The organism is Spirosoma horti (assembly GCF_054776595.1).
The window spans coordinates 687,293-699,826 of record NZ_BAAHBQ010000003.1 but is presented as its reverse complement, the minus strand read 5'-3'; the positions used below and the strand labels follow the sequence as shown (position 1 = coordinate 699,826).

The following is a 12,534-nucleotide window of genomic DNA, read 5'->3' as shown; positions in this document are numbered from 1 at the left end:
AAATAAGGGCAAAGATAGGGAAATAGACGGCAAAGGCTGGCTACCTCCCGGAGGCAAAGCCCTATTGATCGTCAACAAAAAAGCGAACCGCTGTGGTTCGCTTTAGGAATATGGATAAACCAGGGCAAACCTTATGGAGTGTTGGGGCGGTTAATTTCGTCTATAATAGCCTTTACTTCATCCAGCGGCAGCTCAGTCGCTGAGGCAATTGCAGTGGCATCGTGGTTCAACTTCAGCATAGCGGTGATGAACTTGATCTTGTTCTGACGACGCTCCAGCTCACGTCCTTCCTGGATTAATTCTTCGGCTACCGTCTTGTTCTGGCGACGCTCCAGCTCGCGTCCTTCCTGGATTAATTCTTCGGCGACTGTCATGGTAGAAGAGTTGGCTTTTGTCGAAATACGGCTAAAAATACCAAATAGTTCAATTTTGGTCAAGTTGGTGGTATACGATAGATAGAGAAAACCGGTGTTTATAAAACGCTGACCGGATGGGGTTTCTACCAATCGCTGGACCACATCGGCAAACGCATCCAGCAGGCGTGTCAGCTCCCGTTTCCGGCGGCTGTTTTGCAATAAAATGGCGGTAAATAGGGCATAATCGGAACGTAAGGCAGGCAGCCGTTCGTCGGAAAGTGTCGATAGGTCGATCAGCAGATAGTCAAACGCCGGTAAATAAGGCGTCAGCGTTTCATGGAGCGGGGCGAAATAATCGGGTACACTCCGCCGTTTCCAGCGTCGATTGCCATGATACACCAGAACGGGCAGGATGGGTGTCAGCGGTTGTTTTTGTTTGATCTGACTCTCCCATAGGTTGAGCAAATACCGGTTGATCTGGAAATGCGGGTACTCTTCGGTATAACTTTTATGTTCCAGCAAAAGCACCAGCCGAATGGCTTGATCGCCGTACTTCACCGAGAAAACAAGGTCCGCAAAATGTTCGGCCAGTTGCTCATCGGTAAACGTATCAACTTCGCGGGTCAGGGTTGAGTAATCGATACGTTCGCGGACGGCTTCCGGGGCGAAAGTGTTCAGAAAGTCGATCAGGATTTCCGGCTGCGAGAACGATTCCTTAAAGAACCTGTCATGCGGGTTATCGGGTTGTGTTGCCATCAAATTGCCAGAATGACAAACTCCACCCGGCGGTTTACTTTGCGTTCTTCGTCGGTGCCTTTCGTTAAAATAGGGCGGGTGTCGCCATAACCAACGGTCTGAATTCGGTCGATATCAATGCCTTGCTGAACGAGATACCGCTGGCAGGCAATGACGCGGTCGCGGGAGAGTTGCAGGTTCTTGTCGTGATCCCCGATAATGTCGGTATGGCCTTCGAGCCGGATGCTCATATTCGGATTGTCCTGCATCATGGCCACCAGTTTGTTCAACTCTGCAAAAGAGGCCGACAGCAGATCCGACTTTGACATTTCGAAGTAAATATTCTTGAGCGTGACCTTATCCCCTACAGCCAGGGGTGTCAGCGCAATGTCGCGCGTCAGCTTTTGACCACCGGCCACTTTGCTCAAATCCAGCACACCGCTGGCCGACTGATACCCGCGCGCCGATGCGATATAGGTGTATACCTGCCCTTTGTTGAGGCTCATCCGGTAGGCACCCGTCGACGCAAAACTCTGAACGGAATCAATCGCTTTTTTGCTGGCCGACAGTTGGTAATCGATGGTAGCCGTTACAGGGCGTTTGTTTTTTGCGTCGCTCACCACACCCGACACGGCCACTAAGGTTGGTACAGGAGCCGGAGCCGGTTTCGATTTTGGCGTTTCCATTTCACCACCCGATTCGCCCGATGGAGCTGGCGGTAGCTTCGTCGGCTTCTTCAGTACGTTAGGAGTTGGCGTGGGAGCCGGTACCGGCGTGTACACAACTTCGTCGGCCGGGTTACTGACATATAAATTGTAGATGTTCCAGCAGATATACTGGTCGCTGGTACACTCGAACATGTCAAAATTCTCGAGGCCCTTATCCAGACGTTGAAAATATAAACTGAAATTAATCTTATCTCCAGGAAACGTATTCATGCCGACAAGGATTTTTTTCCCTGTGTTCGGATCAATTTTCTCCCCTCTGACCGGAATGCCTTCAACTTTCACAAAGGCAAAGGTTCTGGCCCCATTGGCGGCTATTAAATAGCCATTAGGATCGAACCCAATGGTACCTGTCGATTGTAATCGATTGTTCTGGTCGGGTCTGGGTTGGTTCGGATCTGTATACGTTAGATTGAGAATTGTATATTCTTTCGTTAAACGAATGCTGTTCACTGTTACACTGGGGTCGGCCGGGCGGCCCGTGACTGTTCGAGTGCCCGTGCCGGGATAGGCGTCGTCAGGATAGTTTTGATTGCCCGATGGGTATTGTTGCCCTCCGCCAGACGGATAACCTGATGGATAGGAGCCAAACGTACAGGATGAGAGAAACCCAGCCAGAAAGAGGAAGATAAGGTATCGTTGCCGCATAAATTTTGGTGAATTAAGAGTTACTGATCAGGAACAAGAACGGACTACGTGATAAACGGATATTTTCAGGTGTTGCCTTAGCGCTTCCGGTCGGTGTGGTTATGAGACGAATAAAGTAGCGAGATAGTTACAGGGAGACTGTATAAACTTTTGTTGGCGGAAATCAGGTAACGAAACAAGTAAGGGTAGTAAAAAAAGCAAGGCTGAATCTTACTACATAACATGATAATGTTCTGACCCCTTGACGCTTATGCTATCCGAAAAAAAAACGGTTGTCTCTCGACGAAAATTTCTCGATCTGACCGCTAAAGGGACCCTGGCTACGACAGCCATCATCAGCGGTTTTCCAACCATCGTACCCGCTTCGGTCTTTGGAAAGAACGCACCAAGTAATCGAATTAACGTGGCGGCCATTGGTACGGGTCGCATCTCGCGCGGGCACGATATGCCGGGCGTCTGGCAGTACGACAACGCCCTCATCATGGCCGTTTGTGACCTGGACAGCAACCGCGCCGAATCCGCCAAACAGCTCGTCAACGGCGTTTATGCCAAGAAAACCGGTAAGGATTATGACGGCGTCAAGGTATACACCGACTATCGGGAACTGCTTCTGAACAAGGACATCGACGCTGTGCTGGTCAGCACCCCCGACCACTGGCACGCGCCCATCGTGATCGATGCTGTGCGGGCAAAGAAGGACGTATACATGCAGAAACCCGCATCGCTCACCATTGCCGAAGGGCGCATGATGGCCGATGCCGTGAAGAAGTCGGGTCAGATTGTGCAGGTTGGTAGCCAGCAACGTTCGTCGGAACAGTTTCGCTATGCCGCCGAACTGGTTCGCAACGGGCGCATTGGCAAGCTGAAAACGGTGTATGTCGGCCTCCCCGGCGACCCATCGGGCGATGAGGAACCGCAGATGCCCGTCCCCAAAAACCTGAACTACGACATGTGGCTGGGCACCACGCCCGAGGTATATTATACCGAAAAACGGGTGCATCCGCAGGTTGGCTTCGACCGTCCGGGTTGGCTCCGCTGCGAGCAGTTTGGTGCCGGGATGATTACCGGCTGGGGCGCTCACCACATCGACTCCGCCCACTGGGCCATGAACACCGAGTACACCGGCCCAGTTGAAATCTGGGGCAAGGCTGACTTTCCGAAACATGGCCTTTGGGATGTTCACGGGATCTTCCGCACCGAAGCCATGTATGAGAACGGCGTCCATATGATCGTGACGAACGAGATCGCGAACGGCGTGCGGTTTGAAGGAACAGAAGGCTGGATCTTTGTATCGCGGGGTGATGCCGCCGTAACGGCCAGCGACCCGATTGCCAAACAAAATGCGGCTAAAAAACTCGACGCCAGCGATCCTAAACTCCTGACGTCGGTGATTGGTCCTAACGAAATCCACCTGCCCGTCAGCAAAGAGCACCACGGCAACTGGCTGGAGAGTATCGTGAGCCGCAAAGAGCCGATTGCCCCTACTGAGGTGGGCCACCGGTCCTGTTCGGCCTGTTTGCTGCACCACGCGGCCATGAAGCTGAACCGCAAACTCTACTGGGACCCCAAAAAGGAACAGTTCAAAAACGACCCCGAAGCCAACAAACTCCTGTCTCGCCCCCAACGGGCACCGTACGCCATTAAAATGGTGGCTTCGGTGAAGTAAATAAAACCTTACCCCCAACCCCCTGAAGGGGGCTTATTCCACAAATAAGCTAAGTCCCCTTTAGGGGTTGGGGGTAGTTTAAAGTAAATAAATTTCTGTTCAATGAAGTTAACCCCCACCGTTAGTAGCCTGTTGATAGCTGCTCTGTTTGCTGCCTGTCAGTCATCCGAAAAAAGTGAGAAACCGATGGCTGATTTTCGATTGATTACCCTTGATCCCGGCCATTTTCATGCGGCCTTGGTGCAGAAAACCATGTACGAAGGCGTCGACTCGACGGTCCATGTCTACGCGCCCGATGGCCGTAGCGACGGACCGTCCGATCTCCAGTTACACCTCGACAAAATCGAGGGCTATAACACCCGCGCCGAGAATCCGACGCACTGGAAGGAAGACGTCTATAAAGGTGCTGACTTTCTGGATAAAATGCTCGCGGACAAAGCTGGTAATGTCGTTGTGATGGCGGGGAATAACCGCCTGAAAACAGATTACATCCAGAAAACCGTCGGGGCCGGATTCAACGTGCTGGCCGATAAACCCATGGTCATCAGCGCGTCGAACTTCGATAAGCTCAAAGAGTCGTTTGCCTCCGCCGAGAAAAACAAGGTGCTGCTGTACGACATCATGACCGAGCGGTACGAAATCTCGACCATGCTGCAACGGGCCTTTTCGCGCCAGCCCGCCGTGTTCGGCACGCTTGAAAAAGGTACACCCGACAAGCCCGCCGTCACCAAAGAGAGCGTTCACCATTTCTACAAGAATGTGTCGGGCAGCATACTCACCCGTCCGGCCTGGTTTATGGATGTGGATCAGCAGGGTGAAGGCATCGTCGACGTGACGACGCACCTCGTGGATCTGGTGCAGTGGGAGTGCTTCCCCGAGCAGGTGATCGACTACCAGAAAGACATCAGCCTGACCTCCGCCCGGCGCTGGACCACCGACATGAGCCTGAGCCAGTTCAAGGCCATCACAAAGCAGAACGCGTTCCCGGACTACCTCAAAAAAGACGTGGTGAAAGACAGTGTTCTTCGGGTGTACAGCAACGGCGAAATCAACTACCAACTACGGGGTGTTCATGCGAAAGTGTCCGTCACCTGGGCCTACAAAGCCCCCGAAGGCGCGGGCGATACGCACTACTCCATCATGCGCGGCACCAAAGCCAACCTGATCATCCGGCAGGGAGCCGAGCAGAACTACAAGCCCACGCTCTACATCGAACCCGTTGCCGGTTCGAACGGCACGGACGCGGCCCTGAAAGCGGTTTTGCCCAACATCCAGCAGGAATTTCCGGGCGTGGGCGTGAAGAAAATAGCCTCGGGCTGGGAAGTGATCATCCCCGAAAAATACAAGGAAGGGCACGAAGCGCACTTCGGTCGGGTGGCGCAGAAATACATCGACTACCTGAAAGCCGGTAAAATGCCCGCCTGGGAAGTCCCCAACATGATTGCCAAATACTACACAACCACGCAGGCCCTGGAGCTGGCGAAGAAAAAATAAATTTATGGACTCACCACAGGGCGCCAATCGGCGCGATTTCCTAAAAGAAACCCTTGCTACAGCCGCTGGTCTGGTCGTATTGCCGTCATTACCGGTCGAAACAATTGGTGCGCCGGCTATTCTGCGAACGGGCGCGCTGGGCAGCGACCGGATGCCGGTAGGGGCGGCACGGATTCGCTTTGCCGTGATCGGCATCAACCACGGGCATATCAACAGCCAGGTAGAAGCGGTGCTGCGGGGCGGGGGCGAATTCGTTTCGTTCTATGCCAAAGAGCCGGATTTGTCGGCCCCGTTTGCCAAACGATTCCCGCAGGCCAAACAGGCGAAATCAGAGAACGAGATTCTGGACGATAAATCCATTCAGCTAGTTCTGACCTCCGGCATCCCCGAAGAACGGGCACCGCTGGGCGTTCGCGTGATGAAGTCCGGCAAGGATTTTATGACCGACAAACCCGGCATCACCACCTTGGAGCAACTCGCCGAGGTGCGCAAAGTGCAGAAGGCCACCAAACGGATTTACTCGATCATGTACAGTGAACGGCTCGAAAACAGGGCGACGGTGAAAGCCGGTGAACTGGTGAAAGCGGGGACTATCGGCAATGTGATTCAGACCATCGGGCTGGGGCCGCACCGCATGACGCCCAAATCGCGTCCCGACTGGTTCTTCGACAAAAAGAAATTTGGCGGGATCATCTGCGACATTGCCTCGCACCAGTTCGACCAGTTTCTGTTTTTTACGGGGTCAACGAAAGCGGATATCGTAGCCGCACAGGTGGGTAATGTCCATTTCCCGCAATACCCGAAGTTTGAAGATTTCGGCGACGTGATGCTGCGGGGCGACGGTGGCATGGGCTACATTCGCGTCGACTGGTTTACGCCCGACGGACTCAAAAGCTGGGGCGACGGCCGACTGACGATTCTGGGCACCGAGGGCTTTATGGAACTACGCAAGAACATCGACCCCGGCGGGCGCGACGGCGGCAATCACCTGTTCCTCACTGACAACAAGGAAACCCGCTACATCGACTGCAGCAAAGAACCGTTGCCCTATGGCGAACAACTCGTTAACGACGTGATCAACCGCACCGAAACGGCTATGCCGCAGGAGCACTGCTTCCTGGCAATGGAACTGGCCCTTAAAGCGCAGAAACAGGCGCAGGTGGTGAATTTTAAGAAGTAACGATTCGGTTGGTATTTTACCCCAGCCAAAGCGTCAGACCGCTTTCTCTTTTTTAGGGGAAGGTGGTCTGACGCTTTGTGTTCTCCAAAATGAACGGCTGATTTATAGTGAGTCTGCCCGATTTTTGCCAATACCTGTTAGCGGCAAGCGTTATTCACCAACTTCCTTTAAAACTTCTTGCACTAGCTGTTCACTAATACGAAAGTTGGTCTGCTGAATTTTTTCCAACAAGGGCTTCAGTAATGGTATGTGTCCGTTTAGTTTAGACTGCGCTAAGACACCGAGAGTACCAGTAATCGCTAAACCTAATTGTTTGGCGATCTTTCGCCCTTTTGCTTCGTCAATGATTAAGAGCGTGTTACCCATTTCCAGAGCTAAGGCGATGGCACTTGCCTCTCCTTTGTCGAGCGTTGTCTCCAATACCAGTTGACTGCCTTTGTTCGTTGGATTTTGTATGGTTATCCAATAGGGAAGGGCTTCTCCGAACTCATCTGCTACGAACTGCGTGGTAACAATTTCCCCAAAAACGGTATGTAGTAAGCTTAATTCGCCGATTTTTTCAAGAAGTATTAGACAACTAGTGTCGGATATAATAGTCGCCTGCATTCTTTATGTCATTTTTCAATTCACTTGCATCATAATTAAAAATCGACACATTGTATCTTCCCAAAAGCTCCATAAACGTCCTTTTGCTATAACCGGAGACTTCAGCGGCTTGCCCAAGGGAGAGCTTACCTTGTTCATAAAGCTTAGTTGCTAAAAGCATGACCGCTTCTTGATCATCAAGTTCTACCGTGTCCGGCAGGTTCAGTGTCAATGTTTTCATAGCCTAAAAATAATCAAAATAAGCGAAAGCAGGGTAAACGCTTATGCGTAACGGTCTGGGGCTTTGCGTTCGGGCAGGGATAGTGAACTGCTGGCCCAGAACTAAAGCCAGGTTTTATTGTCTTAACTGTAGTTTGGGAGAAATGATGAAAAGCTTAGTTGCATAAAACGGCTGGTTAAACAATTTTCTGCCTCGCTAATTCAAACTTCTCTATCTGCTTTAGGACTTATAAACGTGGAAGTAAGTTCGAAAAAATACTAGTATTAATAGCTATATAAATTTTGTTGAGAACTTCCGATTTTTCTTCCTCTGTTAAACTTGTTTTATTTAAAAAATAGTTTTTCATTTCTCTTTCAACTCTTGATACTTTATGTGAAAATCTATTACTTAGGTTAGTGTATCTTCGGAAAATGATTAGGCGACAGTTTTTCTTTAGCTGAGTTCCAATTAATTCCCACCATAACTTATCGGTGTCACCAATCGAGGAACCAAAAATGCAAATGAGATTGGCATTTTCTATTAATTGTTCACATCTTCTATGTACAGTTTTTTTTATTACTTTATTGTAGTTGCTTTTAATTAAGGCATTACATAGGTCTTCATTGACATTTAGGGCTGCATTCTTAATTTGAGAAATGTCATTAACACCCAGAATCATCCTGTCGTCGACAAATCCATGGATGTGCTCAAACTCTTGTAAGTAAACTTCATATCGGCCATGGTGATTCCCAATTTTTATACTTGGACTATCATCAGCCAAGATTTTTTCAATAGTTTTTGTGTAGTTAAAAGTCATTAAATTGATCACCCAAGTGGAACTATCCCAAGGCGTTCTGAATGTATCGATTTCGTGTTCGTCAGATAGAAGTAGAAACTTTTGTGGTGTTTGTAAGTCTAAATAGAATTGATCTCGTTTAATAGAAGAAAAATCAAGTTTATTTTCTTGCTCTTCTAGATAAGTAGCTAGCTCATTGACAAGGTCTTCATAAATTTCATCAAATTCTTCAAGTGAGCTTATTTTTTCAGTGTATTCTCCCAGCGCTATCTCTAAGTCAGCCCAATTCTCAAAATTATCTGAAATATTTTTTTTCAAGTTGTCAACTGAAGTAGTTTTAGACTTAATATTTTGGTAGTAATTGTAGAAATCTTTGTATCCTGTTTTTAAACCTAAATTAATGTCGAAGCCATTTCCGATAATAAACAGTGTATTCATTCTATTTCTTCTGAATGTTTAGTTTTTTTGGTAAAAGCTAATGGCTAGAGTTTGGTATGGGCCAGAATTATCACCGCATTACAATCTGAATAGCACACCCCCCTTTTGCCAGATGAAGTATCAATTTTGTCTTGGCTGTAACGATTTTCTTCTCGATCTCGATGACGTAGGCTTCCGGGTTTGTGGCCCAGTCGCCGTTGGGAGCGTCGCGGTAGACGATGACTTCATAGGTTTTGCCCGGCTCCAGAAACGACAGGTCCAGCGGTAGGTCGCGGCTGTTTTCGTCGGTGATGGCTCCTACTTATAGAAACGGACGATTGCGCAAGGCCGTTGACCCTGATGAGGCTGAGCAGAAGAACCGCCAGTCCTGTATTCGTAAAATTAGGCATAGTGAGTTGGCGTGGATCGGTAGTCGGGTAAGGCTGTTTACAGAGCCGTTAACATAGGTACTGACCCAAATATAAGTCAATTTATTAACCGTATCTACGGGCCGGGCCGCGTTCGGCTTCAGCCAGTAATTAAACGCAGGCGAATAGGAGCTGAAGCAGAACGCGGCCCGGCCCGTAGATACGTCTCTCACTGAATTTTTATCACAAGCTTCGTTGTTAGTCCTCTGAAATCCCGCTACCCATTGGCTGCTACCATTTTACTTATCGACGATGAATCCCGGCTCCGTCAACTTCTGGCCCGAATTCTCCAACTCGAAGGCTATACGATTCTGGAAGCCGAAAACGCCCGCGCCGGACTCAAGGTCCTCGAACGGGAAGAGGTACACCTGGTGATCAGCGATGTCAAACTGCCCGACAAAAACGGTATCGAATTATCCGCCCAGATCAAGGAACTCTACCCCGCTACCGAAGTCATTGTCCTGACGGCCTATGGCACCATTTCGGATGGGGTGAAGGCGATTAAAAACGGCGCTTTCGACTACATTACCAAGGGCGACGATAACGACCGGATTATTCCGCTGGTGAGCCGGGCGGTGGAGAAAGCGAATCTACAGTTTCGGATCAGACAGCTTGAGCAGCAGGTGAGTCAGCGCTACGGATTTGAGCGAATTATTGGCCTGTCGAAACCCATTCAGCAAGCCATCGAGCTGGCCCGCAAAGTAGCCGTGACCGATACCACTGTGCTCCTGACGGGCGAAACCGGTACGGGCAAAGAGGTATTTGCCCAGGCCATTCACCAGGCGAGCCCGCGCCGGGTGGGGCCGTTTGTGGCGATCAACTGCGGGGCGTTGGGGAAAGATATTCTGGAAAGCGAACTGTTTGGCCATCGGAGCGGGGCCTTCACCGGTGCCAGCCGCGACCAGAAAGGCCTGTTTGCCGAAGCGAACAAGGGCACCATTTTTCTGGATGAGATTGGCGAAATGCCCCTTGATTTGCAGGCAAAACTACTGCGCGTACTCGAAACCCACGAGTTCCTGCGTGTGGGCGATACCAAACCGACCAAAACTGATGTGCGCGTCATTGCCGCCACCAACCGGGGATTAGAAACCGAAGCCAATGCCGGCCGTTTTCGGCTGGATTTGTACTACCGGCTTTCCGTATTTCAGATCGAGTTACCGCCCTTGCGCAACCGACGAGATGATATTGCGGATTTAGCGGATCAGTTTGCGCAGCAGGAAGTAGCCAAAATTGGTAAACGCGCTGTTCGGCTTAGTCCGCTATTTGTTCAGAAATTACAGAGTCATGGCTGGAAGGGAAATATTCGGGAGTTGAAAAATGTGATCGAGCGGGCGGTTATTCTGGCCGATTCGCCTGGCCAGGGTCCTGTTGAACTGACGCCCGATCTGCTGCCCTACGAAATGCAGGAACGAATTCTGTCAAGTGATCCGGCCGCCCTGGATTTAGCAACCGTCGAGCAGCAACACATCCGCCGGGTACTTCAGCAGACCAACGGCAATAAGACCGAAACGGCCCGGCTCCTGGGCATTGGTTTAACCACGCTCTACCGAAAACTTCAGGAGGCAGGACTTGGGGATTTTGGCTAGCTTCCGGGCTATCCATTTAGTGAAAATACCAGCCGATTTTACCAGACGGTCGCTCGCTGAGATTAAAATTATTAAAGTATGGATCCGGGCCATTCTGCTACCTTACAGTGTACAAAACGAATAGTAATATTTAATGAGTTGCCTCATTGAAATATTTAATTATACTTTTCCAATATAAAAGGGTCGCCTGATAAAATTCATTACGTGAGATTTAAAATTTTTCTAATATTTTTAATTTCCTTCTCACTTCATTTTAATGTCGCAGCGCTTGTTTTGTGTCCAAGCAATATAGACAAACGCTATGCAACACCAGAACATCCTCTCCATCCCGCTTAATGGCTTTGGGCTGGTTCTGGTTTTTTCACAGGTGTTCAATAGGGGCAGGCTGCCTAATCAAACGAGCCAGCCATCGAAAAGACAGCCGGTTTGTCGGCGGTCCGATTGATTTGCTGATTGAAGCAGGCACTCCCCATGCACTACTGCGTAAAGCAGGTAAAAGGTAGTGGACCACTTCAAACTACAACACTACTATTTCCCGTGTCTTCCTTTAACTATTGTCAAACTAGTGTCGTGTCAAAATAAGATTGTTATGAAAAGAATTGCCATGCTCATGCTGATGGGCTTTTGCACCTTATTATTCTATGCAAGTTGTTCATCCAATGCAGAAGAGAAAAAGGAAGAAGAAGTCGAGTATCAGGTCACCAGCCCGTTGAAAAGGGATACGGTGGCGACTAAGGATTACGTGTGTCAGATCCACGCCATCCAGCACATCGAACTACGCGCTCTGGAGAAAGGCTATCTGCAGAAAATCTTTGTAGACGAAGGTCAATCGGTGCGGCAGGGGCAACTCATGTTTCAGATCATGCCGATGATCTACAACGCCGAGTTGCAAAAGTCGCAGGCTGAAGCCAACTATGTGGGCATCGAATACCAGAACACCAAGCAACTGGCCGATAGCAACATCGTCTCGAAAAATGAGCTGGCTTTGTCTAAAGCTAAATTTGACAAGGCAAAAGCCGATGTGGCCCTGGCCCAGACGCACCTGCAGTTTACAACCGTTAAAGCACCTTTCAATGGGATCATGGACCATTTTCAGGTACGGCAGGGGAGTATGGTCGAAGAAGGTGATTTGCTGACGACGCTGTCGGACAACAGCAAAATGTGGGTGTATTTCAACGTACCGGAAGCCGAATACCTCGACTTCAAAACTCACACCCAGAAAGACAATATGCTGAATGTGAGCCTGGTTATGGCAAACAACGATATATTTCCGTATCCGGGCGTCGTGCAAACGATTGAAGCTGACTTCAACAACGAAACGGGTAACATTGCTTTCCGGGCCACTTTCCCAAACCCCAAAGGTCTGCTGCGTCATGGCGAAACGGGTAACGTTCGGATGACGGTACCGCTCAGAAATGCCCTGATCATCCCGCAGAAAGCCACTTTCGAAGTGCTGGAAAAGAAGTATGTATATGTGGTAGACAAGAACAATGTGATTCGGTCAAGGGAGATCACCATTGCCGCCGAGATGCCCCACATTTTTGTTGTGAAATCGGGTCTGAATACAAATGACAGAATCCTGCTGGAAGGCTTACGTCAGGTAAAAGAAAATGAAAAAATACACGCCAAATTCGTCCAGCCTAACAATGTCATTTCTCATTTGAGTCTGTACGCCGAGTAATCAACTAGTCTAAAAAG

11 protein-coding genes are annotated in these 12,534 nt (G+C 49.6%); 5 read left to right on the top strand and 6 right to left on the bottom strand.

What is annotated here, in order from left to right; translation table 11 throughout:
* Nucleotides 1–131: 131 nt before the first annotated feature.
* Nucleotides 132–1,112 carry an Rpn family recombination-promoting nuclease/putative transposase gene (locus tag ACYVAM_RS10665; protein ID WP_461066694.1) on the bottom strand — a complete coding sequence of 327 codons (981 nt, stop codon included), beginning with the start codon at nt 1,110–1,112 and terminating at the stop codon, nt 132–134.
* Entirely contained in the window at nt 1,112–2,464 is a 1,353-nt protein-coding gene (locus ACYVAM_RS10660) for an OmpA family protein (RefSeq protein ID WP_461066692.1), read from the bottom strand. The genes ACYVAM_RS10665 and ACYVAM_RS10660 overlap by 1 nt, the downstream gene beginning before the upstream one ends.
* 250 nt (nt 2,465–2,714) lie before the next feature.
* Here ACYVAM_RS10660 and ACYVAM_RS10655 point away from each other — a divergent pair, with 250 nt between their 5' ends.
* The 3 genes from ACYVAM_RS10655 (at nt 2,715) to ACYVAM_RS10645 (ending at nt 6,804) form a co-directional block, all read left to right on the top strand.
* Nucleotides 2,715–4,130, top strand: a complete 1,416-nt coding sequence (locus ACYVAM_RS10655) for a Gfo/Idh/MocA family protein (RefSeq protein WP_461066690.1) — start codon at nt 2,715–2,717, stop codon at nt 4,128–4,130.
* Between the two features lie 102 nt (nt 4,131–4,232).
* On the top strand, nt 4,233–5,624 hold the full coding sequence (locus tag ACYVAM_RS10650; RefSeq protein WP_461066688.1) for a putative oxidoreductase C-terminal domain-containing protein: 1,392 nt from the start codon (nt 4,233–4,235) through the stop codon (nt 5,622–5,624).
* Between the two features lie 4 nt (nt 5,625–5,628).
* Complete coding sequence (locus ACYVAM_RS10645) at nt 5,629–6,804, top strand: Gfo/Idh/MocA family protein (RefSeq protein WP_461066686.1); 1,176 nt, start codon at nt 5,629–5,631, stop codon at nt 6,802–6,804.
* Nucleotides 6,805–6,954: 150 nt separating this feature from the next.
* On the opposite strand, the gene ACYVAM_RS10640 is transcribed toward ACYVAM_RS10645, so the two are convergent.
* The 4 genes from ACYVAM_RS10640 to ACYVAM_RS10625 all read right to left on the bottom strand — a co-directional run bounded on the left by ACYVAM_RS10640 (nt 6,955) and on the right by ACYVAM_RS10625 (nt 9,090).
* Entirely contained in the window at nt 6,955–7,410 is a 456-nt protein-coding gene (locus ACYVAM_RS10640; protein WP_461066684.1) for a DUF3368 domain-containing protein, read from the bottom strand.
* A complete protein-coding gene (locus tag ACYVAM_RS10635; RefSeq protein WP_461066682.1) occupies nt 7,382–7,630 on the bottom strand; it encodes a UPF0175 family protein in 249 nt (82 codons plus the stop codon). The genes ACYVAM_RS10640 and ACYVAM_RS10635 overlap by 29 nt, the downstream gene beginning before the upstream one ends.
* Before the next feature lie 226 nt (nt 7,631–7,856).
* Nucleotides 7,857–8,843: an AbiH family protein gene (locus tag ACYVAM_RS10630; protein ID WP_461066680.1), complete on the bottom strand. Its 987-nt coding sequence runs from the start codon at nt 8,841–8,843 to the stop codon at nt 7,857–7,859.
* A gap of 70 nt (nt 8,844–8,913) precedes the next feature.
* The gene (locus ACYVAM_RS10625; protein WP_461067064.1) at nt 8,914–9,090 is read right to left on the bottom strand and encodes a glycoside hydrolase family 97 C-terminal domain-containing protein; all 177 of its coding nucleotides are present in this window, start codon (nt 9,088–9,090) and stop codon (nt 8,914–8,916) included.
* Between the two features lie 384 nt (nt 9,091–9,474).
* Between ACYVAM_RS10625 and ACYVAM_RS10620 the strand changes: the two genes are divergently transcribed.
* Together ACYVAM_RS10620 and ACYVAM_RS10615 are read left to right on the top strand one after the other, a co-directional pair.
* Nucleotides 9,475–10,836 carry a sigma-54-dependent transcriptional regulator gene (locus ACYVAM_RS10620; RefSeq protein ID WP_461066678.1) on the top strand — a complete coding sequence of 454 codons (1,362 nt, stop codon included), beginning with the start codon at nt 9,475–9,477 and terminating at the stop codon, nt 10,834–10,836.
* A 589-nt stretch (nt 10,837–11,425) separates the two neighbouring features.
* A complete protein-coding gene (locus ACYVAM_RS10615) occupies nt 11,426–12,517 on the top strand; it encodes an efflux RND transporter periplasmic adaptor subunit (RefSeq protein WP_461066676.1) in 1,092 nt (363 codons plus the stop codon).
* Nucleotides 12,518–12,534: the final 17 nt, after the last annotated feature.